Source organism: Catellatospora aurea (assembly GCF_042663325.1).
Lineage (GTDB): Bacteria > Actinomycetota > Actinomycetes > Mycobacteriales > Micromonosporaceae > Catellatospora > Catellatospora aurea.
Map to the genome: position 1 here is coordinate 38,694 of NZ_JBHTAC010000032.1, position 20,886 is coordinate 59,579.

General features: G+C 71.7%; 29 protein-coding genes. 12 read left to right on the forward strand and 17 right to left on the reverse strand.

Annotation, left to right across the window (positions count from 1 at the left end; translation table 11 throughout):
* Positions 1–91: 91 nt before the first annotated feature.
* Positions 92–868 (reverse strand): pirin family protein, encoded by a 777-nt coding sequence (locus ACFQO7_RS25975; RefSeq protein ID WP_376808813.1) that lies wholly within the window; start codon positions 866–868, stop codon positions 92–94.
* 92 nt (positions 869–960) lie between these two features.
* Here ACFQO7_RS25975 and ACFQO7_RS25980 point away from each other — a divergent pair, with 92 nt between their 5' ends.
* The 3 genes from ACFQO7_RS25980 to ACFQO7_RS25990 are packed head-to-tail and all read left to right on the forward strand — an operon-like array spanning position 961 to position 2,789.
* The gene (locus ACFQO7_RS25980) at positions 961–1,416 is read left to right on the forward strand and encodes a MarR family winged helix-turn-helix transcriptional regulator (RefSeq protein ID WP_376808814.1); all 456 of its coding nucleotides are present in this window, start codon (positions 961–963) and stop codon (positions 1,414–1,416) included.
* 24 nt (positions 1,417–1,440) lie between these two features.
* Positions 1,441–2,253: an Fpg/Nei family DNA glycosylase gene (locus ACFQO7_RS25985; protein WP_376808815.1), complete on the forward strand. Its 813-nt coding sequence runs from the start codon at positions 1,441–1,443 to the stop codon at positions 2,251–2,253.
* Complete coding sequence (locus ACFQO7_RS25990; protein WP_376808816.1) at positions 2,250–2,789, forward strand: DUF1697 domain-containing protein; 540 nt, start codon at positions 2,250–2,252, stop codon at positions 2,787–2,789. The genes ACFQO7_RS25985 and ACFQO7_RS25990 overlap by 4 nt, the downstream gene beginning before the upstream one ends.
* 41 nt (positions 2,790–2,830) lie before the next feature.
* On the opposite strand, the gene ACFQO7_RS25995 is transcribed toward ACFQO7_RS25990, so the two are convergent.
* The 14 genes from ACFQO7_RS25995 to ACFQO7_RS26060 all read right to left on the reverse strand — a co-directional run bounded on the left by ACFQO7_RS25995 (position 2,831) and on the right by ACFQO7_RS26060 (position 13,876).
* Positions 2,831–3,868, reverse strand: a complete 1,038-nt coding sequence (locus tag ACFQO7_RS25995; protein WP_376808817.1) for a family 2 encapsulin nanocompartment cargo protein polyprenyl transferase — start codon at positions 3,866–3,868, stop codon at positions 2,831–2,833.
* 92 nt (positions 3,869–3,960) lie between these two features.
* Positions 3,961–5,367 (reverse strand): family 2B encapsulin nanocompartment shell protein, encoded by a 1,407-nt coding sequence (locus tag ACFQO7_RS26000; RefSeq protein ID WP_376808818.1) that lies wholly within the window; start codon positions 5,365–5,367, stop codon positions 3,961–3,963.
* A gap of 202 nt (positions 5,368–5,569) precedes the next feature.
* Positions 5,570–6,769, reverse strand: coding sequence for a WD40/YVTN/BNR-like repeat-containing protein (locus ACFQO7_RS26005; RefSeq protein WP_376808819.1), 1,200 nt, complete (start codon positions 6,767–6,769; stop codon positions 5,570–5,572).
* On the reverse strand, positions 6,756–7,265 hold the full coding sequence (locus tag ACFQO7_RS26010) for a SigE family RNA polymerase sigma factor (RefSeq protein ID WP_203694885.1): 510 nt from the start codon (positions 7,263–7,265) through the stop codon (positions 6,756–6,758). Before ACFQO7_RS26010 ends, ACFQO7_RS26005 begins: the two co-directional genes overlap by 14 nt.
* A 69-nt stretch (positions 7,266–7,334) precedes the next feature.
* A complete protein-coding gene (locus tag ACFQO7_RS26015; RefSeq protein ID WP_376808820.1) occupies positions 7,335–7,733 on the reverse strand; it encodes a hypothetical protein in 399 nt (132 codons plus the stop codon).
* A complete protein-coding gene (locus ACFQO7_RS26020) occupies positions 7,711–8,493 on the reverse strand; it encodes an SDR family NAD(P)-dependent oxidoreductase (RefSeq protein WP_376808821.1) in 783 nt (260 codons plus the stop codon). Before ACFQO7_RS26020 ends, ACFQO7_RS26015 begins: the two co-directional genes overlap by 23 nt.
* A 154-nt stretch (positions 8,494–8,647) precedes the next feature.
* Entirely contained in the window at positions 8,648–9,454 is an 807-nt protein-coding gene (locus ACFQO7_RS26025; protein WP_376808822.1) for a family 1 encapsulin nanocompartment shell protein, read from the reverse strand.
* The gene (locus ACFQO7_RS26030; protein WP_376808823.1) at positions 9,451–10,551 is read right to left on the reverse strand and encodes a Dyp-type peroxidase; all 1,101 of its coding nucleotides are present in this window, start codon (positions 10,549–10,551) and stop codon (positions 9,451–9,453) included. Before ACFQO7_RS26030 ends, ACFQO7_RS26025 begins: the two co-directional genes overlap by 4 nt.
* Positions 10,552–10,793: 242 nt before the next feature.
* Positions 10,794–11,330, reverse strand: a complete 537-nt coding sequence (locus ACFQO7_RS26035; RefSeq protein ID WP_376808824.1) for a hypothetical protein — start codon at positions 11,328–11,330, stop codon at positions 10,794–10,796.
* Between the two features lie 111 nt (positions 11,331–11,441).
* Positions 11,442–11,720 (reverse strand): hypothetical protein, encoded by a 279-nt coding sequence (locus ACFQO7_RS26040; RefSeq protein ID WP_376808825.1) that lies wholly within the window; start codon positions 11,718–11,720, stop codon positions 11,442–11,444.
* Positions 11,717–12,115, reverse strand: a complete 399-nt coding sequence (locus ACFQO7_RS26045; RefSeq protein ID WP_376808826.1) for a DUF1622 domain-containing protein — start codon at positions 12,113–12,115, stop codon at positions 11,717–11,719. The genes ACFQO7_RS26040 and ACFQO7_RS26045 overlap by 4 nt, the downstream gene beginning before the upstream one ends.
* Before the next feature lie 154 nt (positions 12,116–12,269).
* On the reverse strand, positions 12,270–12,677 hold the full coding sequence (locus ACFQO7_RS26050; RefSeq protein ID WP_360534830.1) for an OsmC family protein: 408 nt from the start codon (positions 12,675–12,677) through the stop codon (positions 12,270–12,272).
* 68 nt (positions 12,678–12,745) lie between these two features.
* On the reverse strand, positions 12,746–13,321 hold the full coding sequence (locus ACFQO7_RS26055; protein ID WP_376808827.1) for a YdeI/OmpD-associated family protein: 576 nt from the start codon (positions 13,319–13,321) through the stop codon (positions 12,746–12,748).
* A gap of 99 nt (positions 13,322–13,420) precedes the next feature.
* Positions 13,421–13,876, reverse strand: a complete 456-nt coding sequence (locus tag ACFQO7_RS26060) for a GNAT family N-acetyltransferase (protein WP_376808828.1) — start codon at positions 13,874–13,876, stop codon at positions 13,421–13,423.
* A gap of 134 nt (positions 13,877–14,010) precedes the next feature.
* Here ACFQO7_RS26060 and ACFQO7_RS26065 point away from each other — a divergent pair, with 134 nt between their 5' ends.
* The 7 genes from ACFQO7_RS26065 to ACFQO7_RS26095 all read left to right on the forward strand — a co-directional run bounded on the left by ACFQO7_RS26065 (position 14,011) and on the right by ACFQO7_RS26095 (position 18,414).
* Positions 14,011–14,649 carry a nucleotidyltransferase family protein gene (locus tag ACFQO7_RS26065; RefSeq protein WP_360534824.1) on the forward strand — a complete coding sequence of 213 codons (639 nt, stop codon included), beginning with the start codon at positions 14,011–14,013 and terminating at the stop codon, positions 14,647–14,649.
* Entirely contained in the window at positions 14,646–14,906 is a 261-nt protein-coding gene (locus tag ACFQO7_RS26070; RefSeq protein WP_376808829.1) for a BON domain-containing protein, read from the forward strand. The genes ACFQO7_RS26065 and ACFQO7_RS26070 overlap by 4 nt, the downstream gene beginning before the upstream one ends.
* Entirely contained in the window at positions 14,903–15,685 is a 783-nt protein-coding gene (locus ACFQO7_RS26075; RefSeq protein ID WP_376808830.1) for a metallophosphoesterase family protein, read from the forward strand. Before ACFQO7_RS26070 ends, ACFQO7_RS26075 begins: the two co-directional genes overlap by 4 nt.
* 15 nt (positions 15,686–15,700) lie before the next feature.
* Positions 15,701–16,069 (forward strand): hypothetical protein, encoded by a 369-nt coding sequence (locus ACFQO7_RS26080; RefSeq protein WP_376808831.1) that lies wholly within the window; start codon positions 15,701–15,703, stop codon positions 16,067–16,069.
* A 107-nt stretch (positions 16,070–16,176) separates the two neighbouring features.
* The gene (locus tag ACFQO7_RS26085; RefSeq protein WP_376808832.1) at positions 16,177–16,602 is read left to right on the forward strand and encodes a cytochrome c oxidase subunit 4; all 426 of its coding nucleotides are present in this window, start codon (positions 16,177–16,179) and stop codon (positions 16,600–16,602) included.
* Positions 16,603–16,668: 66 nt separating this feature from the next.
* On the forward strand, positions 16,669–16,905 hold the full coding sequence (locus ACFQO7_RS26090) for a hypothetical protein (protein WP_376808833.1): 237 nt from the start codon (positions 16,669–16,671) through the stop codon (positions 16,903–16,905).
* Between the two features lie 177 nt (positions 16,906–17,082).
* Positions 17,083–18,414 (forward strand): wax ester/triacylglycerol synthase family O-acyltransferase, encoded by a 1,332-nt coding sequence (locus ACFQO7_RS26095; RefSeq protein ID WP_376808834.1) that lies wholly within the window; start codon positions 17,083–17,085, stop codon positions 18,412–18,414.
* A 130-nt stretch (positions 18,415–18,544) separates the two neighbouring features.
* Here ACFQO7_RS26095 and ACFQO7_RS26100 read toward each other — a convergent pair whose 3' ends face one another.
* Entirely contained in the window at positions 18,545–18,823 is a 279-nt protein-coding gene (locus tag ACFQO7_RS26100) for a hypothetical protein (protein ID WP_360534813.1), read from the reverse strand.
* A 288-nt stretch (positions 18,824–19,111) separates the two neighbouring features.
* Between ACFQO7_RS26100 and ACFQO7_RS26105 the strand changes: the two genes are divergently transcribed.
* Positions 19,112–19,561 carry a DoxX family protein gene (locus ACFQO7_RS26105; protein ID WP_376808835.1) on the forward strand — a complete coding sequence of 150 codons (450 nt, stop codon included), beginning with the start codon at positions 19,112–19,114 and terminating at the stop codon, positions 19,559–19,561.
* A 132-nt stretch (positions 19,562–19,693) separates the two neighbouring features.
* The gene (gene rnhA, locus ACFQO7_RS26110; protein ID WP_376808836.1) at positions 19,694–20,158 is read left to right on the forward strand and encodes a ribonuclease HI; all 465 of its coding nucleotides are present in this window, start codon (positions 19,694–19,696) and stop codon (positions 20,156–20,158) included.
* 7 nt (positions 20,159–20,165) lie between these two features.
* Here rnhA and ACFQO7_RS26115 read toward each other — a convergent pair whose 3' ends face one another.
* Positions 20,166–20,765: a putative glycolipid-binding domain-containing protein gene (locus ACFQO7_RS26115; protein ID WP_376808837.1), complete on the reverse strand. Its 600-nt coding sequence runs from the start codon at positions 20,763–20,765 to the stop codon at positions 20,166–20,168.
* Between the last annotated feature and the right edge of the window lie 121 nt (positions 20,766–20,886).

Sequence of the window (20,886 nt, forward strand, 5' to 3'; positions counted from 1 at the left end):
CGTCAATACGTCGATCACCCGATCCGGGGTGGAGGCCGGACCTCCGGCCGCGTTGGGGCGCAGGGTCGGAGATCCGGCAGCTGTGGGGCCGTCAGCCGGCGATGGCGGCGTGCATCTCCCAGATCATCACCTCGGCGGGTCCGCTCGCGGTGATGCGCTGGCCGCCGCTGCCGGTCAGGCGTACGGCGTCGCCCTGGGCCAGTGGGCCGGCCTGCTCCATGGTCACCGAGCCGCGTGCCACGAACAGGTGCAGGTACGGCGCGTTCGGCAGTTCGACGCTGCCGCCCGCCTCCAGCCGCGCGACGTGCAGCGCGGCGTGCCGGTTCTTGATCCGGATCGCGGCCGCGCCGTCGTGCTGCTTCATGCCGGAGGCCACCGTGACCAGGCCGCCGCGCAGCAGCTCGTCGTCGATCTCCAGCTGCTCGTAGCCGGGCTTGATGCCGTCGGTGTCCGGGACCACCCACATCTGGATGAAGTGCACCGGGTCGGCGTGCTTGCTGCCCTCCAGCCGCCAGGAGTCGTTCTTCTCCGAGTGCAGGATGCCCTTGCCCGCGCTCATCCGCTGGGCCAGGCCCGGGTAGATGACGCCGGAGTGCCCGGTGGAGTCCTGGTGCACCAGCGAGCCGCGCAGCACCCAGGTCACGATCTCCATGTCGCGGTGCGGGTGCGTCTCGAAGCCCATGCCGGGCTTGACGATGTCGTCGTTGTTGACCAGCAGCAGCCCGTGGTGGGTGTTGCGCGGGTCGTAGTGGCGACCGAACGAGAACGAGTGCTTGGAGTCCAGCCAGCCGATGCGGGTCTTGGCCCGCTCGTCGGCGTACCGGACGTCGATGAGCTCGCGGCGGGGCTTGGCGGTGGAGGTCTTCACGGCCGTGCCTTTCGATCGGGTCGTTGCGTTGTCAACGAGTGCAGCATACATGACATTGTTGCGCGGTCAACTATTCCCGGTAGACTGCAGGCATGGCTGAGACGCGCTGGCTGGACGACGATGAGCAGGCGACCTGGCGGGCGTACCTGGAGGGCACCCGGCTGCTGATCCACGCGCTGGACCGGCAGCTCGAAACGGACTCCGGGGTCTCTTTCGCCGATTACGAGCTGCTCGTCCTGCTCTCCGAAGCACCCGGCCACCGGCTGCGCATGCGTGATCTGGCCGACGCCAGCTTCACCTCCCGCAGCGGGGTGACCCGCGCGGTGACCAGGCTGGAGGACGCCGGCTGGGTGCGCCGCGTCGAGTGCGACGCCGACCGGCGCGGCATGCACGCCGAGCTGACCGAGGCGGGCGCGGCCAAGCTCGCCGCCGCCGCGCCCGGCCACGTCGGCGCGGTGCGCGAGCACATGTTCGACCACCTCAGCCAGGCCGAACAGGAGCACATCCGCGCGGCGTACACCCGGATGCGGGCGCATCTGCGGCCCTGATCCGCCCCCGGATATCGTGTACCGATGCCCGAGGGTCACACCGTACGCAGGCTCGCCGAGCGGCACCGCGAGCTGTTCGCGGGGGCGCCGGTCGCCGTCACCAGCCCGCAGGGCAGGTTCGCCGAGGGCGCGGCCCGCATCAGCGGCGCGGTCCTGCTCGACACCGAGGCGTACGGCAAGCACCTGCTGCACCACTACGGCGACGTCAGCCTGCACGTGCACCTGGGGCTCTACGGCAAGTTCGCCGACGGCGACCTGCCCGTGCCGCCGCCCGTCGGCCAGATCCGGCTGCGTATGGCCAACACCCGGCACTGGCTCGACCTGCGCGGCCCGACCGCCTGCGAGCTGCTCGACCCGCCCGAGGTCGACGCGCTGCGGGCCCGGCTGGGCGCCGACCCGCTGCGCCCCGACGCCAAACCCGAGCAGGCGTACGAGCGCATCCGCCGCAGTGACCAGGCCCTCGCCGCGCTGCTGCTCGACCAGTCGGTGGTGGCGGGCACCGGCCTGATCTTCGTGCTGGAGGCGCTGTTCCGGGCCGGGCTGGCCCCGACCACGCCCGGCCGCAGGCTCACCCCCGACGGGTGGCGGGAGTTGTGGGCCGACCTGGTCGACCTGATGGGCAAGGCCGTGGTCAGCGGCCGGATCGACACGGTACGCCCGGAGCACGAGCCGCAGGCGATGAGACGCCCGCCCCGGGTCGACCGGCACGGCGGCGAGGTCTACGTGTACCGCCGTCCCGGCCTGCCGTGCCTGGCCTGCGGCACCGAGGTAAGCCGCGGGGAGCTGGCCGGACGCAATTCGTACTGGTGCGCGACGTGTCAGAAGGGAGCGGCGTGACGCGGTACGCCGGATTGCTGCGCGGGATCAACGTGGGCGGCAACAAGAAGATCGCCATGGCCGACCTGCGCAAGCTGGTCGAGGGTTTGGGCCACGCGGACGTGAAGACGTTGCTGCAGAGCGGCAACGTGGTGTTCGGCAGTGACTCCTCGGACCAGGCCGCCCTGGCCGCGGAGCTGGAACGGGCCATCGAGGCCGAGCTGGGTCTGTCCGTCGGCTGCCTCGTGCGCGACGGTGCCGACCTGGACCGGATCATCACGGCCAACCCGCTCGGCGAGATCGCCGACAACCCGTCCCGCCAATTCGTGGTGTTCCTGTCCGGCCCCGTGGACCCGGCGAAGCTGACCGAGGTCGAAGCGCTGGCCAAACCGGGGGAGCGGCTCGCGGCAGGGGAGCGCGAGGTCCACATGTGGCTGCCCGACGGCGCGGCCGAGACCAAACTCACCCATCTGCTCTTCCAGAAGCGCCTCGGCGTCACCGTCGCCACCGCCCGCAACTGGAACACCGTCAGCAAACTCGCCGCCCTCCTCACCTGAGCGCGCCCCCACCGCGGGCACGGTGGGGGCGGTCCGGGTGGTCAGTGGTGGCGGTGGGTGGCGAGGCGGGCCAGGGCGTGCAGCTGCGATGCCGGGGCCAGGGCCAGGTCGGCGGCGTGCAGGCGGCGCAGGGCCTGGGCGAGCAGGGCGTCGGCGCGGGCGCGGGCCCAGGCGCGGGCGCCGGCGGCGTCGACCAGTTCCGCCGCGCGGGTGAGGTCCGGGCCGTCGAGCGGGCCCTGGCGCTGGTACAGCAGGGCCAGCTCGTGGCCGGCGGGGGTGCCGGAGGTGAGCGCGGCGACGACCGGCAGCGACTTCTTGCGGCTGGCCAGGTCGGAGTGCACCGGTTTGCCGGTGACCGCGGGGTCGCCCCAGATGCCGAGCAGGTCGTCGACGAACTGGAAGGCCAGCCCCGTCCGGCGGCCGAACTCGGTCAGCGCCGCGACCTGGTCGGCGTTGCCGCCGCCGAGCAGGGCGCCGAGTGCGCACGCCCCGCCCAGCAGCGCGGCCGTCTTCGCCTCGGCCATCGACAGGCACTCGGCCAGGCGTACGTCGTCGCGTTCCTCGAACTCCAGGTCGGCGCTCTGGCCGTCGAGCAGCTCCTGGACCGCGACGTTGAGCAGCCGACCGGCCTCGGGCACGGCCGGGTGCCCGCAGCCGGCGAGCACGTCGAAGCCGAGCGCCAGCAGCGCGTCCCCGGCGAGGATGGCCGGGGCCTGCCCGAACACCGTCCACGCGGTGGGCCGGTGCCGACGGGTGACGTCGCCGTCCATGATGTCGTCGTGCAGCAGCGAGAAGTTGTGGATCAACTCCACCGCCACCGCCGCGGGCACCGCCTGGGCCGCGTCGGCGCCCACCGCCTCGGCCGCCACCAGCGCCAGCGCGGGCCGGATCGCCTTGCCGGCGTCACCGCTGGCCGGGGTGCCGTCGGCGTCCCACCAGCCGAAGTGATACCCCGAGATGCGGCGCATCGAGGGCCGCAGCGTGCCGACCGCGGTTCTTAACGCGGGGTCGACGAGGGTGCGGCTCCACGCCAGCACGTCCCGTGCGGACTGACCGCGTGCCATCTCCACTGTGCTCATGGTGCTACCACCTCTCCGAAAGGCTTACGACAGGAAAACGCCGGGCACCCTGTCCAACGTGCGCACACGCCCGCAAGGTGCCCGGCGGCGGATCAGTGGCCGAGTTCCACGTTCTCCAGCACCCCGAGCGCGTCGGGGACCAGCACTGCGGCCGAGTAGTAGGCGCTGACCAGGTACGACAGGATGGCCTTGTCGTTGATGCCCATGAAACGCACGGACAGGCTCGGCTGGTACTCGTCGGGCAGGCCGGTCTGGTGCAGGCCGATGACGCCCTGTTCGGCCTCGCCGAGGCGCATGACCAGGATCGAGGTGGTCCGGGTCGGGCTCACCGGGATCTTGTTGCACGGGAGCAGCGGCACGCCGCGCCAGGCGGGCACGGTGCTGCCGTTTATCTCCACGCCCTGCGGGTAGATGCCGCGGCGGGTGCACTCGCGGCCGAAGGCGGCGATGGCCTGCGGGTGCGCCAGGAACAGGTGCGAGCTGCGGCGGCGGCTGAGCAGCTCGTCCAGGTCGTCGGGGGTCGGCGGCCCGGACCTGGTGTGTATGCGCTGCTTGAGGTCGGCGTTGTGGAGCAGGCCGAACTCCCGGTGGTTGATCAGCTCGTGCTCCTGGCGCTCCTTGAGAGCCTCGATGGTCAGCCGGAGCTGCTGCTCGATCTGGTTCATCGGCTCGTTGTAGAGGTCGGCGACGCGGGTGTGCACCTGGAGCACGGTCTGCGCGACGCTGAGCTCGTACTCCCGGGGCGTCAGCTCGTAGTCGACGAACGTGCCGGGCAGCTGCGCCTCGCCGACGTGGCCGGCCGAGATCTCGATCGCGGCCTCGCCGTGCTTGTTCTGCGGCGGCACCGGGTAGGCCTGGAAGCGCCGCACGTGGTCGCGCAGCAGCTCGGATTGGCCGACGACCTCGTCGAACGCCGCCCGGGTCATGGACATCACGATGCAGCTGGTCACTGCCTTGACGGTGACGTCCCAGGTGCTGCCGAGCTTGGTCAGCGACTGGTCGCCGAAGTACTCGCCGTCGGCAAGCACGCCGAGCACGATGCGGTCGCCGTACTTGCCGGTGCCCATCTTGTTGACCTTGCCGTGCGCGATCAGGTGCACCTGGTCGGCGGGGCGGCCGGCCTCCACGATGACGTCGCCGGGGGCGTACTCCGCCTGCGTGAAGCGGTCGGCCAGCGCGCCCAGCACGCCGAGGTCCTCGAAGTCGCGCAGCAGCGGCAGCTCGCACAGCTCCGGCGGCACGACCTTGACCTGCGCGCCGACCGTCGTGAAGCTGACCCGGCCGTCGCCGACGGCGTAGCTCAGCCGCCGGTTGACCCGGTAGGTGCCGCCCTTGACCTGCACCCACGGCAGCATGCGCAGCAGCCACCGGGACGAGATCTCCTGCATCTGCGGCGCCGACTTCGTCGTCGTCGCCAGGTTGCGAGCCGCGGCCGTGGCCAGACTCGATCGTGCCTGTCCACTCTCGACTTCCGCGGAGGAATCCACAGACACCACCATCACCCACCTCTGGTAGTACGAACCGGCGGGAGTCTTCCCGCCGGTGTGTCCGGTTCGCACTAATTCTTAGTGTTCAAGTGGTATGAACGAAAGGTCTGGAAGTGGTGATCCTGCTCTGCTAGGGTGCGGCCGCCCCCGGACATGACCAAGGCTCCGTCCCCGCCGGGTGAGCGGCGTGAACGGAGCCTTGATCGGTGCCCGGCTACAGCTTGAGCTCGGTCCAGGTCAGCCCGTCGAGGGAGTGCTCGAAGGGCGGCTCGAACGTCTTGCGCCCGGCGCCCCGCAGGTAGCGGGCGCCGAACCGGTCCCAGAGCGGCGCGTCGCCCACCCTGCCCAGCGTCGCCTCGGACGGCATGGCCCGGTAGACCGCGCCCGAAAGCGGCTCGTACACCAGCAGGGTGCCGTCGAAGCAGACCACCGCGCCCAGCCCGGCGTCGCCGGTGGGGTCCGGTGGCAGGTCCTTGCCCAGGTCCGCCCAGTGCGCGCCGTCGTCGGTGGTGCGCCACACCCGGCGCACCGGTGACGGCTCGACGACGTACAGGATCCGGCCGTGATCGATATAGGGCCGCTGGCCCGTGCCCGCCCGCGCGGCGTCGCCCGGCAGCGGCACGTCCCGCCAGGTGCGGCCACGGTCACGGCTGACCCACAGCCAGGTCTTGGTGTCGTCCCCGCCGTGCACCCAGGCGCTGCCGTCGTCGCCGCGCACCACCTTGGTCCACATCGAGGTCAGCGGCCTGGTCAGCGGTGGCGTCGCGAGCAGCGCGGAGCTTCCGTCCGGTCGCAGCACCACGATGTCGATGGGCCTGCCCGTGTTCGACCGCACCTCGGCGAGCCCGCCCTCCGGGATCTCCGTCACCGTGCCCTGCGGCTCCATCGGCGGCGAGGTCCAGGTCCGGCCGCCGTCGGTGGTGAACCTGCGGCGCGTGCCGTCGTAGCTGTCCAGCGCGACCGTGGTGGCGCTGAGCACACGCAGGTTGAGCAGCGGGCTGCGCTGCTCGGCGGGCATCGTCTCGCCCGGCACGGCGTGCCGCTGCCAGGACACGCCGCCGTCCTCCGTCCGCGCGAGATAGAGCTGGCAGGGGTCCGCCGGGCAAGCACGGGCGAGCGCGAACCCGTGGTCGGCGTCGGCGAACCAGACCTCCGGCGACTCGGTCAGCGACACCTCGGCGGCCGGTGACGACGGCGGGAACGCCGGTGGCACCGAGCCCGCAGTGGGCCGCAACGCGGAGATCGTCCCGGCCAGCGTGGCCAGCACCGCGACCGCGCCCAGCGCCGCCACCGCAGTGATCCGCCGCCGGCGGCGCAGGCCGTGCACCGCGGTGACCACCGCGGCCCCGGACGGGGCGGGCAGCGCCGAGCGCCGGTGCAGCTCGTCGCGCAGCAGCTGTTCAACGTCGTGCATACGAGCCGCCCTCCACCTGGTCGTTGTCGAGCTGCCGGCGCAGCGCCGCCAGGCCCCGGTGGCGCAGTGAGCGCACCGTGGCCGGGCGGCGGTCCAGCATCGCGGCGATCTCCTCATCGGACAGATCGTCGAGAAAACCGAGCACCAGCACCGCCCGCTGGGCCCGCGGCAGCGCGTCCAGCGCCCGCCGCAACTGATCACGCACATCGACCGGGCCGTACGCGTCAGGCCCAGGCCAGTCGACCTCCAACGGCACGCTCGCGGGCCGCCTGCGGCGGATCCGCCACGCGCTCAGGTACGTGTTGAGCATCGTCGTGCGCGCGTACGCCAGCGCGCTGCCGTCGCGGTGCACCCGCCGCCACGCTCCGGCGACCTTGACCAGGGTGTCCTGGATCAGGTCCTCGCCGGCCACCCGTTCGCCGGTCAGGGCGTACGCGTAGCGGCTGAGCGCGGGCAGGGCGGCATGGACGAAGTCGTCGAACGAATGATCCGGCACCAGTCGCCACCTCCACCCGGTAACTACGCCGGACGGAGGCCGCCTGTTGCAGCGTCAGCGGAGAAGTTCTCAGCCGGTCTTGAGCCAATCCTCCACGGACTGCATCGAGTCGAAGTACCCGGTCGGGAACGAGGCCGGTCCCTCGGGCACCGGCTCGGCCTCGGCCGCCTCGGCGGGACGCGTCAGGTACGCGAGTTTCGCCAGCCCGGCCCGGTCGAACGAGGGCACGACGTGCTGGTCGTACCAGCTGTCGAAGTCGGCGTCGGGCCGGTGGTGCAGCTCGCGCGCGTCGACCACCGCGTAGCGGGTGGGCAGCTGCTCGGCGGTCTGCGCGAAGCGCGACATCAGCGCCTTGAACTCGGCCTCGCTGATGTGGTCGGTGGCCGCCGACCAGGTCAGCTCCAGCAGCGAACGGCCGTCGTCGCGGCTTATCGTGCCGTATTCGTCATGGTAGATCGAGTTCGACATGGCGCTCCCTCCTCGGCCCGCGGGCGGCCACGGCCTCGCTGAGCCCGTGCTCCCCACCGCTGACCTCGATCACCTGTCCGGTCACGCCGCCGGACGCGTCGGACGACAGCCAGGCCACCGCCCCGGCGACCTCGTCCACGGTCACCGGCCGACCCAGCGCGTTCTCGTAGTACATCGGGCCGCCGGACAGCCGGGTGGCCCGCACGTGGTTGACCCGCACGCCGGCCGGGCCGTACTCGCTGGCCATGCTGCGCGACAGCGCCTCCAGCGCGCCGGCCACCGCGCCGAGCGCGCCGGTGTGCGGGCGGCCGCTGCTGCCGTTGGTCGAGCCGACCGTGATGATCGAACCGCGTCCGGCCGGGACCATCACCCGGGCCGCCTCCCGCGCGGTCAGGAACTGCCCGCCGATCACCTCGCCGAGGGCCCCGGTGAGCACGGCCGGGTCCAGGTCGCGGTAGGGCACGCCGACGCCCGCGGCGTGCGCGGGCAGCTCGAAGCCGTTGAAGCACACGTCGACCGGGCCCTTCGACGCGACGGCGGTGACGTATTCGCGCACGTGGTGCGGGTCGCAGGGATCGACGGTGGCCGGGTGCGCCTCACCGCCGTCGGCATGGATCTTCTCGGCGAGCGCCTCGACGGCCTCGGTGTCCAGCCCGCTGACCCACACCTCGGCGCCCAGCTTGCCCAGGTGCCGGGCCACGGTCTCGGCGAGCCGCTCGTCGGCGGCGAAGACCAGGGCGCGTTTGCCGGAGAGCATCATCCTCAATCCCCTCACGCGGGCGGCGCGTCACCACACGCCTCCTCACCGGAATCGTGCCACGTCCGCCGCCCCCCACCTGCCGCAACTCTTAAAAAGGCGCGGTCTCGAGCGCCCCGTGAGACCGCAAGTCTTTAAGAGTTGCGGCAGGGGGTGGTCAGGCCGGGGTGAGTTCGACGCCGGCTTCGGTGGTCTGGGTGAAGAAGGTCAGGGACTCCTGGAAGTACAGCTGGACCTCAGACGCGTCGTGGGACAGGTAGCCGATCGACAGGTCCTGGCCCAGGTGCAGCTCGTAGTCGCCGCCGCGGGCGGACAGCAGCAGGCCGCCGGTGAGCGCCGGAGCCCAGATGATGTGGCTCTCCTTGCCCAGGGCTCGCGAGATGTGGTCCCGGATCGGGTAGCCGTGGTCGGTGGTCTCCGCGACCGCCGTGTACGCGTCCGCGCTGAGCAGCAGCGTGTACGGCCCGGCCACCCCCGCCAGGCGCAGCTCCGTCATCGCCTGGGCGACCGCGTCCGGGTACATCGCGGCGTCGGCGGGCAGCGCGATCGGCGGGTTCGACGCCGCCTGCCGGATGCCGATCACCCCGGCGTCGGCGAAGCCGTCGAAGACCATGCCGTCCTCGGCGAACGCGATCTGCTTCGCGGCGTCCTTGACCGGCTGCCAGTCCGGGTCCTTCGCCCCGCGGGCCACGTCGTCGACCGCCTGTCGGCTCACCGTGAACGGCACCCGGAACTCGACCAGCGGCCGGGCCTCGCGTACCCGTGCCTGCACCGCGCCGCCGGAGCCGCCGGCCGGGCGCAGATGCCCGGTGCCGACCGCGGCCTGCGCCAGCCCACCCGGCCCGATCACGTCGACGGCGCGGCGGCCCGCCACGTGCCGGGTGAAGGTGCGCCGCGCCTCGGCCTCCAGGTCCTCCCACGCCTCGTCCGAGATCGGGGCGAGTTCGCGATGCAGGTTGTTCATGCCCGGCTTCCCTTCAGACTCCCGATGCCCAGCGAGGTGTCGCCCGGCTCCGCCTGTTCCGCCGTCGCCGCCGTGCCCCGGGCGACGGCCAGCGCGCCGGGCACACCCACCGGCCCGAGTTCCACCGCCGGGGCCGCGTCCGCCGCCTGGCCGGGCTCGGCCGAGACGGACGGGGGCAGGTCGTCGAGCAGGTCCGCCGACGGCACGAAGAACAGGCCGCCCGTCACCGCGGTGGAGAAGTCGAGGATGCGGTCGGTGGTCCCGGGCGGGTCGCCGAGGAACATGTTGCGCAGCATCTGCTCGGTGACCTCGGGCGTGGCCGCGTACCCGATGAAGTAGGTGCCGAACTCGCCCGTGCCGGGCGAACCGAACGGCATGTTGTCCCGCACGATCTTGCGCTCGGTGCCGTCGGCGTCGGTGATCGTGTTCAGGGTCAGGTGCGAGTCGGCCGGTTTGGCCTCGTCGGGGAACTCGATGTCGTCGAGCTTGGTCCGGCCGATGACCCGTTCCTGCTCGGTCACCGAGATCGCGTTCCAGGCGGCCATGTCGTGCAGGTACTTCTGCACGATGACGTAACTGCCGCCGGTGAAGTCCGGATCCTCGTCGCCGATCAGGGCGGCCCTGGCGGCGGCCAGGCCGGTCGGGTTCTCCGTGCCGTCGACGAAGCCGAGCAGGTCGCGCTCGTCGAAGTACTTGAAGCCGTGCGTCTCGTCGGCCACGTCGACCCGCCCGTCCAACCGGGCCATGAACTGCTTGGCCAGCTCGAAGCACAGGTCCATGCGCCGGGCCCGCAGGTGGAACAGCAGATCGCCCGGGGTGGCGACGGCGACGTGGCGCGGCCCGGTGAGCTCCTGGAACGGATGCAGGCCCGCCGGCCGCGGTCCGCTGAACAACCGGTCCCACAGCAGCGACCCGATGCCGACCACGCACTGCAACTGCCCGTCCGGCACCCGGAACCCGACCGCGCGGGCCAGGCTCGCCACATCGCCGAGCAGGTCCCGGACGTCGTCCTCGGCCCCGTCGCGCACGGTGACGACCAGGAACACGGCGGCCTCGGTGATGCCCGTCAGCACCGGCTGCGACTCGACACTGCCCACAGGACCTCCCGATCAGGACAGCCAGGCGACGGGGGCGGGCCGCGGTCGCCATCCGGCCGAGCGCCGTCGCGCGGCAGGTCACGGCCCTTTCCGGATCGTGTCACGTCGCGTCCGGACGCACCCCCGGAATGTGCGAAAGGAAGGGCACCTTCTACATCGCGTAGCGATGTAGAAGGTGCCCTTCCTAACCGATTAAGGCTGTGGCCTGCGGGTGCGGGTTCGAGAACGCGGGCCGGCCGGGGTCAGGCGGTCAGCGGCTCGTACACGTCGCCGAGGTCGCTGACCGGCAGGTAGCGCTCGTCGGCCGCCGCGGCGTGCAGCCCCGCCAGCAGGCCGGCCGCCTCGGGCAGGCCCAGCGCTTCACGCAACCGGGCCCGGTCGTCGTCCAGGTCGGGCCAGTCCTCGCGGATCTCGTCGTCGGCGAACGCGAGCCACTCGCGCAGCGCAGCGCCGTCGCCGTGCGGCATCGAGGTGGCGTCGTGCAGGCTGGGCAGCCCGACCACCAGCGCCAGCGCCGTACGCAGATCCGCGGCGATCAGCCCGCCCTCGCCCTCGGAGCCCGCGTAGACCACCGGCCGGTTGTCGGCCGGCGGCCCGGCCAGCAGGAACGCGCCGCCGGACGCGTCACCGGCGATCATCTCCAGAGCACCGCCGTCGGCCAGCCGCACCGCCTCGACCGGCCCGTGCGCGGCCCGCCGAAGGTCGAAGTCGAACCGGACGAGCAGTTCGGCGATCCACTGCTCGTCCCGTATCTGCCGCAGCAGGTCCTCATCACGCATGCGAGGCACCGTACCGGCGACCCCCGTCAGTCCTCGTCCCCGCGGCGCCCGCCGGATGCCACGGCGTGGTGCGCGCCGCTCCGGCGACCTCGTCGAGAGCACCCGGTCGGCTCAGCCCGGCCGGTCTCCGGCGGCGGCGGATGCGTTCTGCGCGAGGGCCACCTTGAGCAGGCGGCGCAGCCCCACGATCGCCGTCGCGGCCAGGATCACCGTCCACGTCGTGGCCACGGACAGGTTGAGCAGTCCCGCCGCCAGCCAGAAGTCCAGCGCCACCGCCAGGGCCATCCGGCCGGATCGGCAGCGCGCGAACATCAGCGCCCCGGCCGCGAAACCCGCCGCCACGCAGAGCTGTGCCGCGCCGCGTACCATCTCTTCCGGCAGCAGGGTCACGGCGTGCCCCGCGCCGGGCCGGGCGCGGTGACGTCGACGCGGCCGCTCAGCTCGGCGCGGGCCTCCTGGATCTCCTTGGTGAGGAAGTAGTTCAGCGCGGTGCGGATCGTGGCGATCGCGGCCAGTTCGGCGATCTCGCGCAGGGTCGGCGAGACCGCGGTGCGCAGGATGTCGCCGGCGAGCTGGAACTCCAGGCCGAGGGTGAGGAAGCGGCCGAGTCCCAGCCGGATCGGTACGAAGTCGACGGTGTGCCGCCCGCGGATCGCCGAGCCGACGAACTGGACGAACGCGACGCTCGCGCCGATGAAGATGACGATCGCGCCGGCCGCCTCGACCAGCGTGACCAGCAGATCGACCAGGTCGGCCAGCGCGGCCTGGCCCCACGGTTGCTCCATCGACCGCCCCCACCGGTCCCTTGTGTGCCCTCACGCTACGCCGCGCCCCGCCTTGATCGTCGGACTTGCCAGGCAGTCGTGGGTATGAGCGCTCAAGATACGCACAGGTGCCGGGCAAGTCCGACGATCAAACGGCGCGGGCGGGCCCGCGCAGTCAGGCGGCGCGGGGCGGGAGGATCTGGATCGTCTCGGTGCCCTCGCGCAGGGCGCGGCCGACGGTGCAGTGGTTCTCGTGCACCCGGTGGGCCACGGACTCGAAGACCTCGGCGGCCTTGTCGTCGCCGGGCGGCAGCTCGATCTCGTACGTCGCCGTGATCGGCCCGAGCTTCGTCGGCGCGACCTTCTCGGCGTCGACGCGCACCGCCAGCTTGACCAGGCGGTGGCCGCGCTTGGCGGTCAGCGGCTCGACGGTGACGATCTCGCAGCCGCCCAGGGCCACGAGCAGTAGCTCGACCGGCGAGAACACGCCATCCTGATCGGAACTGCCCACGGCGACCGAGGCCCCGCGCTCGTTGGTGGCGATGAAACCGTCGTCGGTGCGTTCGACCCTTACCGTTGCCATGATCGCCATGCTACCGGCGAGCCCGCGGCCCCGGTGCGCTTGGCCCGCGGCCCACCGGGCGCCGGTGGTCATGGGTAGATCTTGCGGCCCTCCGCGAGCATCTCGACGTACTGGGCGATCCGCCTGGCCCGGGTCTCCGGTCGCTTGGCGTCCTGGACGCGGTACAGGATCGCGTACCGGTTCTGCCGGTCGACGGTGGCGAAGAAGTCCTGCGCAGCCGGATTCGCGGCGAGCGCCTGGGCGAGGTCGTCGGGGACCTCGGCCGTGCGCATGCTGTCGTAGGCGGCGTCCCAGCGCCCGTCGGCCTGCGCTCGTTCGATCTCGGCCAGCCCCGCCGGACGCATCCGGCCCGACGCGATCAGCGCAGCCGCCTTGTCGCGGTTGATCTTCGACCAGCGGCTGCGGGCCCGGCGCGGGGTGAACTTCTGCAACCAGTACACGTCGTCGACGCCGGCTTTCGGCCCGTCGATCCAGCCGTGGCACAGCGCCACGTCGAGCGCCTGCGGGTAGTCCACCGACGGCACCCCGGAGCCCTTCTTCGCCAGCTTGAGCCAGACGCCGGCGCTGCCGGCGGGCTCGGCGGCGAGCCACTGCTCGAAGGCGGCGGCGTCGGCGAAGGTCAGCGTCGGTGTCTCGGTGGCCATCGCGCCAGTCAAACACGCGGGTCCGACACTCTCCGCCGGTCCAGGCGGCGGCGGCCCGGCCCGGGTGGTGCGGAGCGCGCCAGTCAGCCGGTGTACCGGTCAGGCGGTGTACTGGTGCAGGTACACCTCGCCGGAGGGGGTGGTCCAGCCGAAGACGGTGCCGGTGCGGCGCCAGCCGGTGCGCTCGTACAGCGCGATGGCTGCGTCCTGCCCGGTGGTCACCTGGAGAGTGAGGGCCAGGCCGCGCTCGTCGGAGTACGCCCGTGCCTCGGCGAGCAGCGCCTTGGCCAGTCCCGCGCCCTGCGCGGCGGGGGCGACGAACAGGCGGCTGATCTCCGCGCCGCCGTGCTCGCCGACGCGGACCATGATGTGCCCGACGATCGCCGAGCCGTCGACGGCGACCCAGATTCGCGCCGCGTCGTGCGGGCTGAGCCACCGGTGCGGGCTGTCCGGCCAGCGCGTCGGGTACCCGCCGCCGCCGTGGTGCACCGCGGACAGCGCCGCCACGCACCCGTCGAGGTCTTCGTCCCGCCGTTGCCGTATCTCGACCGCCACAGCAAGCGATCATGCCACTCACGGCCGGTCAGCGGCGGTGCAGGGTTAAGAAGGTGCCCTTGCTCTACCGGCGATAAGAAGGTGCCCTTCCTTCGTCAGGTGTGAGGGGAGGGGGGTTGGGGTATAGCGACCCCATGCTCAGCGAGATCAGTGCAGAGCTCCTGGAGACGATGAAGCGTGCGGCCAGCGTGCTACGCCGCGCCGAGGTGCCCTTCGCACTGGCGGGCGGTTTCGCGGTCTACGCCCGTGGCGGCACCTCCAGCGAGCATGACGTGGACTTCGTCATCCGTGAGGAGGACGTCGAGCGGACCCTGCAGGCGTACGCCGAGGAGGGCTTCCGGACCGAGCGTCCCCCCGAGGACTGGCTGGTGAAGGTGTACGACGAGGACCGGCTGGTGGATCTGATCTTCCGGCCGGTGCAGCGTCAGGTGACCGAGGAGGTGCTGGCGGAGAGCTCGATCGTGCCGGTCGGCGCGCTGCACATCCCCGTGCTGTCGGCGACCATGCTGATGGAGCACAAGCTGCTGACGTTCTCCCAGCACCACTGCGACTACTCCCGGGCGCTGCCGCTGGCCCGCTCGCTGCGCGAGCAGATCGACTGGGAGCAGGTGCGCCGCGACACGGCCCACTCGGTGTACGCCGAGGCGTGCCTCTACCTGCTGAGCCTGCTGGAGATCATCCCGCCGGCGGCCGAGGGCGGCGCGCACGAGCAGCACGAGCGACCCACGCAGGCGTCGGTGCCTGCCGGAGCGGACAGGACGGGGGCATGGTGAGCGAGCCCAGAGTGGTCGACGAGTACGCCGACGCCGAGGTGCACCGCATGCTGACCGAGGACGGCACGATCTGCGAGCAGGGCATCGAGGTGATCCGCCGGGACGGCGCGGTGCTGCTGCGCGGCCAGGTTGAGACGGCGCACCGGCGCGACGCGATCGGGGAGCGGGTGGCGGCGATGTTCCCGGACAAGCACGTGCACAACGACATCGTGGTGACCGCGGTCGCCGATCCGGCCGAGCCCGAGGTGATCACGTGATCCGGGTGGCGGCGGTCGGCGACGTGCACATGGACGTGGACGTGCTCGGCCGGTACCGCCCGTCCCTGGAGCAGCTCGGCGAGCGCGCCGACGTGCTGCTGCTGGCCGGTGACCTGACCCGGCACGGCACCGTCAACGAGGCCGAGTGCGTGGCCCGCGAGTTCGGCGACCTGCCGGTGCCGGTCGTGGCAGTGCTGGGCAACCACGACTACCACAGCGACCAGCAGCGCGAGGTCACCAAGGTGCTGGCCGCCGGCGGCATCACCGTGCTGGAGGGCGAGGGCATCACCATCAGCTGCCGGGACGTGAAGTTCGGCGTGGCCGGGATCAAGGGCTTCGGCGGCGGCTTCGCGGGGCGCTGCGCGTCCATGTTCGGCGAGCAGGAGATCAAGGACTTCGTGCGGACGACCGAGAAGGCCGCCACCCGCCTGCAGGCCGCCCTGCTGTCGCTGGACGCCGACGTGCTCGTCGCGCTGACGCACTACGCGCCGGTGCCGGACACGCTGCTGGGTGAGCCGCTGGAGATCTACCCGTTCCTGGGCTCGTACCTGCTGGGCCAGGCGATCGACTCGGCCCCCACTTCGCTGGCCGTGCACGGGCACGCGCACGCGGGCGTGGAGCGCGGGGTGACCCCGGGCGGGGTACGCGTGCGCAACGTGGCGCACCCGGTGATCCGTCAGGCCTACAGCGTCTATCAGCTGGAAGCGGCCCCACCGGCCCGAACGCCCGTTTCGCAGGGCGCCGGCCGGGGTATCGACACGATGTCGCACGACGTCTGACGTCAGGAGATCATGATGTTCCTCCGTACCCGGAACAACGACAGTGTCGCCTCGGCCACCTGGAACGAGTTCCTGCACGGGTTGGGCAGCACCCGTGACGTGGCAGCCGAACGGGCGAAGGAGAAGGCGGGGAGCATGCGCAGCACGCTGTCCGACACCGGCTCCGAGGCGCGGCACCGGGCCTCGCTGGCCCTGGACGCGCTCGCGGGCAGGCCTGCTCCGATGCGCTGGGGATGGGTGGTGGCGGCCGCCGGGATCGGCGCGCTGGCCGGCTTCGCGGTCGCGGAGCTGCTGCGCGGGCACCCGGTGGACGAGGCGGTCGCCTCGCTGCGCCGCCAGCTCAGCCACAACAAGGAGCAGTCCGAGCAGCTGTTCGTCGGCTGACACGCCGAACCGCCGGAACCCGGGCGGGCGTGATGGGACCGGTGCTAGTTTGCACTCGCCCCCCACGCCCGCCTCAGCGTTTCCGCAAGCCTTCCGGGGGACCCGCGATGAAGACCGAGTACCGGCTGTTCCTCGGGGTGGCCGCGTTCCTGTTCGTGACCGCGGTCGTGTACTGGTTCTGGAGCGGGGCGGCGCTGCCGCAGTACGACTGGATCGGCACCACCGCGCTGACCCTCAGCGGCCTGCTGTGCCTGATGTGCGGCGGCTACTTCTGGTTCGTCTCCCGCCGCATCGAACTGCGCCCCGAGGACCGGCTCGACGGCGACATCGCCGAAGGCGCGGGCGAGATCGGCTTCTTCAGTCCCGGCAGCTACTGGCCGTTCGGCATCGCGCTCGCCGCCCTGATCGCGTCGCTGGGGCTGGTGTTCTGGATGTGGTGGCTGATCGCTGTCGGGGTCGTCGCGACCATCGTGACCGCGTCGGCGCTGCTGTTCGAGTACTACACCGGCACTCGCCGGACAGCCGAGCACTGAAGCCCCGCACGCGCCACAATCGAGGAGGGGACGCAATCGCGCCGGTGCGGAGCGGAGGCGGGGGCGATGGGATTCGACGAGAAGATCCACAACATGTCTCAGCGGGTGGCCGGCAAGGCCGAAGAGGTGGCCGGCAAGGTCATCCACAACGAGCGCTGGGAGCGCGAAGGCCGGGCCCGGGTGGCCGCGGTCGACGAGGACGAGGCCCGGCAGCGGGCCAAGGACGTCGCCAAGGCGCAGGAGGCGACCGGGCACATCAGCCACGACGAGCGGCTGCGCCTGGAACGCCGCGACGACGCCTAGCAATCCACCAGCGATGATGCAATCCGGGGGTGTCCGGCGACACCTTCATACAGGCCTGTAACAGCGCCGACAAACCGCAGCCTTAACGTGGTCTCAGACGTTGTATCAAGGTCAGGTCGCCTCGACGCGGCAGCGCAGCCGCTCGGCAGGCCGACCACGTCACCCGACGACGCGAGGATGGCCATGGTGGACGGGCGGCTCAGCGCTCTGGACATGTCGTTTCTGTGCCTGGAGAACAGCGCTTCGCCCATGCATCTGGGCGCGGTCGCGGTGTTCCACCCGGCGGAGTCCGTAAGCCCCGACGAACTGGTGGCGCTGCTCGCGCAGCGGGCGAGCCGGGTGCCCCGGATGCGGCGCAAGATCGGCCCCGCCGGGCTCGGCGGCGCGGCGTGGAGCGAGGACCCGGTCTTCAACGCCCGCAACCACATCTTCCACCACCGCCTGGAGGCCGGCGGCCGCGACGACCTGGCCGCGCTGGTCTCCGACTTGATGACGGCCCCGCTGGACCGCAACCGCCCGCTGTGGCAGCTGCACCTGGTCAGCGGCCTGGCCGGCGGCCGGTTCGCGCTGCTGGCCAAGATGCACCACGCGCTGTGCGACGGACAGGGCGCGGTCGGGATCGGACTCGGCCTGCTCGACGGCGGCGACCAGCTCGCCGACGAGCCGCCGCAGGCTCCCCAGAGCGCGCCGTCGGCGCTGTCGACGCTGGCCCGCCAGGGGGCCGAGCTGATCACCCGGCCCGAGCACGTCGTCGGCGACGTCGTCGGGCGGGCCGGCAGGATGTTCGACATCGCGTCGGCGATCGTCGGGCAGATGCGCGCCCCGGCCCCGACCCCGCTGCTGGCGGCCCCGTCCGGCACCCGCCGGGCCGCGTTCGTCAGCCTGGAGACCCGCGAGCTGCAGCGCATCCGCCGCAAGCACGGCGGCACGCTCAACGACCTGCTGCTGGCGGTGGTCGCCGGGGCGCTGCGGCACTGGCTGCTCGGCCAGGACCGGCCGGTCGACGTGCTGCGCGCGCTGATCCCGGCCAGCCAGCGGCTGCGCTCGGGCGGCAGCGACGACGCCAACCAGCTCTCGGCGTACCTGCTGGACCTCCCGGTCGGCGAGGCCGACCCGGCCACCCGGTTGACCCTGGTCCGCGAGGCCATGGACCGCAACAAGGCCGCCGGACCGAACCGCGGCGCGGGCGCGATCCCCGTGCTGGCGGGTTTGCTCCCGTCCGCCCTCAACCGCCTCGCCGCGCCCTTCGCCGCCCACGCCGCCCCGCTGCTGTTCGACATCGTCGTGACCAGCGTGCCGCTGCCCCCGCTGCCGCTGTACCTGAACGGCGCCCGCCTGGAGGAGCTGTATCCGATCGCCCCGCTCGCCAGCGGCCACGCCCTCGCGATCGGCCTGTCCCGCTACCGCGACGGCGTCCACATCGGCCTCTACGCCGACGGCGCGGCCCTGCCCGACATGGAGAAGCTCACCGAAGCCCTCCCCCTCGCCCTCGCCGAACTCGACGCCTAGCGTCTGGAACGAAGGAAGGACACCTTCTTGACGCTATGCGTTGTGGAAGGTGCCCTTCCCATCATCTCCGCGCTTGCGGCGCAGGATGGCGTTGGTCCAGGGCACGGCCGGGCGGGAACCGCGCCGGAGGTCACGACTCCTTGGTGCGTTCCACCATCGCGTCGGGGGTGAGCAGCGCGGGCGGCTTGCCGCGGCCGCGGGCCGGCCAGGCGTAGTACTGCCCGTCGGACAGGTAGAGGTCGAGCTGGCGGCCGATGTTGCGGTCGCTGAGGTCGATGTTGACGGAGTAGACCACGTGGGGCTGGTCGTCCATGACGATCGCGAGGCGCTTGCCGCCGTCGTAGTCGGCCACCGTGCAGTGGTGGCCGTTGTACTCGAAGCGCCGGTTGATCAGACGATCGGACGACATCGGGTCCTCCGTTCTCCTCAGGTTGATGTTCATACGGCCACGTCAGGGTAAGCCGAATCGGCAGCGATGCCAACAGGATCGGCGAACCGGGCGCGATCCTGACGACCCGTACGCACCACCGCATCTCACCATGTCCGCGATCGTGGCGGGTACCCGGGCGACTCATCCGAGCTCGATTCGCGTGTCGCGCGCCGCCCGTGATCGCCGATATCACCACGGGCCATGCCATAGCTGTGAAAAAGTGATGTTCAAACCATTCAGTACAGCCGACCGACCGGAGGCGGCGTGATGTTCGTCTTTCCCGCACAGATCCGCGACCTGGCCATCCTGATCGCCCGGCTCGGCATCGGCATCATCTTCTTCGCCCACGGCTGGCAGAAGCTGTTCACCGTCGGCCTCGGGCCCACCGCCGCCGGTTTCAAGGCGATGGGCGTGCCGCTGCCCACCCTGTCCGCCTGGTTCGCCGGCCTCGTCGAGTTCATCGGCGGGGCGATGCTGATCGTCGGCCTGCTCGTGCCGATCGCCGGCGTCCTGCTCTTCCTCGACATGCTCGGCGCCTTCTTCACCGTGCACGTCGGCCACGGCCTGTTCGTCGGCTCCGGCGGCTCCGAACTCGTCATCGCCCTCGGCGTAGGCAGCCTCCTGCTCGCCGCCGTCGGCGCCGGCCTCTACAGCATCGACCACGCCATCACCGCCAACCGCGCCACCCGCCCCCACGGCCCCAACACGATCCCCTGACCCCGGCCCGCCCATGGTTCGCGCAAGATCGTCGCGATCTTGCGCGAACTGTTGGGCATATGACTGGTACGCCCGTCTCGTCCCCGCAGTTCGCACAAGATCGTCGGGGGTGGGGGCTGGTACGGTGCCGGGGTGGGTGAGGGTGACGGGCGGGTTGTGGTGGTTTACACCGACGGGGCGTGCTCGGGGAATCCGGGGCCCGGCGGGTGGGGCGCGATTCTGCGGTATGGCGGACACGAGCGTGAGTTGTGCGGTGGGGACCCGGGGCCGACGACGAACAACCGGATGGAGCTGACCGCGGCGATCGAGGCGCTGGAGGCGCTGACCCGGCCGGTGACCGTGCACCTGCACACCGACAGCACCTACGTGCGCGACGGGATCACCAAGTGGATGCACGGGTGGCGGCGCAACGGGTGGCTGACGTCGGAGCGCAAGCCCGTGAAGAACGCGGATCTGTGGCAGCGGCTGTCCGAGGCGGTGGCGCGGCACACCGTCGAGTGGCGATGGGTGCGCGGGCACGCCGGGGACCCCGGCAACGAGCGGGCCGACGCGCTGGCCAACAAGGGCATGACGCAGGCCCGCGGGGCGGCCCGCTGACCGGGGTTCAGGCCACCAGGCTCGCGTATCCCGGGTAGGTCACCACGAAGCCGTCCTTGTCGACGGCCAGGTCGGCGGTGAAACTGCCCGACGTGTAGCGGATGGTGTTCGCGTCGATCACCGTGTACGTCTGCTCCACCGGGATGACCTGCAGCGACGGCACCCGGATCCAGGCCATCGGCACGGTGTGGGTGGTGCCGGGCTCCGCCCCGAGCAGGCCCAGCCGCCGGATCGGCAGCGTGTTGGTCAGTGCCGTGGCCTCCAGGTCCACGTCGAGCACCCCGGCCAGCCGGCCCGGGTCGACGATGCCGGGCAGCTGTACCGAACCGAACTTGCCCTGCTCGCTGGTGGTCACCCGCCACGAGTCGCCCGAACGCTCCAGGCGCACCTCGCGCTGCCAGCCGGCGCCCTCGGACTCCACGGTCATGGTGTCGGTGGCGAAACCGTCCACCGTGGTCAGTTGGTAGCGGCAGGCGTGCGGCACCGGTTCGGCGGCGACCACCTGACCGTGGGCGAGCAGCTTGTCGGGACGCAGATCGACCAGGGCGATGTCGGTGCCGACCTCGACCATCCGGTCCCACAGCAGGGCGCGCGGCAACGGGCTCATGCCCTGAGATTAGTGACGCCGCGCTGCCCATGGGGCAGATTCGCCCGTACGCGTCCACAGTGCTCGGCCGGCGAAGAATTCCACCAGGCCATCGTCGCGTTCGTGAATGTTTCTGCCAGCA

Bases quoted from the DNA above. Each gene is read 5' to 3' on its own strand.
- ACFQO7_RS25980 (WP_376808814.1), top strand. From the start codon at position 961: ATGGCTGAGACGCGCTGGCTGGACGACGATGAGCAGGCGACCTGGCGG.
- ACFQO7_RS25985 (WP_376808815.1), top strand. From the start codon at position 1,441: ATGCCCGAGGGTCACACCGTACGCAGGCTCGCCGAGCGGCACCGCGAG.
- ACFQO7_RS25995 (WP_376808817.1), bottom strand. From the start codon at position 3,868: ATGAGCACAGTGGAGATGGCACGCGGTCAGTCCGCACGGGACGTGCTG.
- ACFQO7_RS26000 (WP_376808818.1), bottom strand. From the start codon at position 5,367: ATGGTGGTGTCTGTGGATTCCTCCGCGGAAGTCGAGAGTGGACAGGCA.
- ACFQO7_RS26005 (WP_376808819.1), bottom strand. From the start codon at position 6,769: ATGCACGACGTTGAACAGCTGCTGCGCGACGAGCTGCACCGGCGCTCG.
- ACFQO7_RS26015 (WP_376808820.1), bottom strand. From the start codon at position 7,733: ATGTCGAACTCGATCTACCATGACGAATACGGCACGATAAGCCGCGAC.
- ACFQO7_RS26020 (WP_376808821.1), bottom strand. From the start codon at position 8,493: ATGATGCTCTCCGGCAAACGCGCCCTGGTCTTCGCCGCCGACGAGCGG.
- ACFQO7_RS26025 (WP_376808822.1), bottom strand. From the start codon at position 9,454: ATGAACAACCTGCATCGCGAACTCGCCCCGATCTCGGACGAGGCGTGG.
- ACFQO7_RS26035 (WP_376808824.1), bottom strand. From the start codon at position 11,330: ATGCGTGATGAGGACCTGCTGCGGCAGATACGGGACGAGCAGTGGATC.
- ACFQO7_RS26045 (WP_376808826.1), bottom strand. From the start codon at position 12,115: ATGGAGCAACCGTGGGGCCAGGCCGCGCTGGCCGACCTGGTCGATCTG.
- ACFQO7_RS26050 (WP_360534830.1), bottom strand. From the start codon at position 12,677: ATGGCAACGGTAAGGGTCGAACGCACCGACGACGGTTTCATCGCCACC.
- ACFQO7_RS26055 (WP_376808827.1), bottom strand. From the start codon at position 13,321: ATGGCCACCGAGACACCGACGCTGACCTTCGCCGACGCCGCCGCCTTC.
- ACFQO7_RS26065 (WP_360534824.1), top strand. From the start codon at position 14,011: ATGCTCAGCGAGATCAGTGCAGAGCTCCTGGAGACGATGAAGCGTGCG.
- ACFQO7_RS26080 (WP_376808831.1), top strand. From the start codon at position 15,701: ATGTTCCTCCGTACCCGGAACAACGACAGTGTCGCCTCGGCCACCTGG.
- ACFQO7_RS26085 (WP_376808832.1), top strand. From the start codon at position 16,177: ATGAAGACCGAGTACCGGCTGTTCCTCGGGGTGGCCGCGTTCCTGTTC.
- ACFQO7_RS26090 (WP_376808833.1), top strand. From the start codon at position 16,669: ATGGGATTCGACGAGAAGATCCACAACATGTCTCAGCGGGTGGCCGGC.
- ACFQO7_RS26095 (WP_376808834.1), top strand. From the start codon at position 17,083: ATGGCCATGGTGGACGGGCGGCTCAGCGCTCTGGACATGTCGTTTCTG.
- ACFQO7_RS26100 (WP_360534813.1), bottom strand. From the start codon at position 18,823: ATGTCGTCCGATCGTCTGATCAACCGGCGCTTCGAGTACAACGGCCAC.
- ACFQO7_RS26105 (WP_376808835.1), top strand. From the start codon at position 19,112: ATGTTCGTCTTTCCCGCACAGATCCGCGACCTGGCCATCCTGATCGCC.
- ACFQO7_RS26115 (WP_376808837.1), bottom strand. From the start codon at position 20,765: ATGAGCCCGTTGCCGCGCGCCCTGCTGTGGGACCGGATGGTCGAGGTC.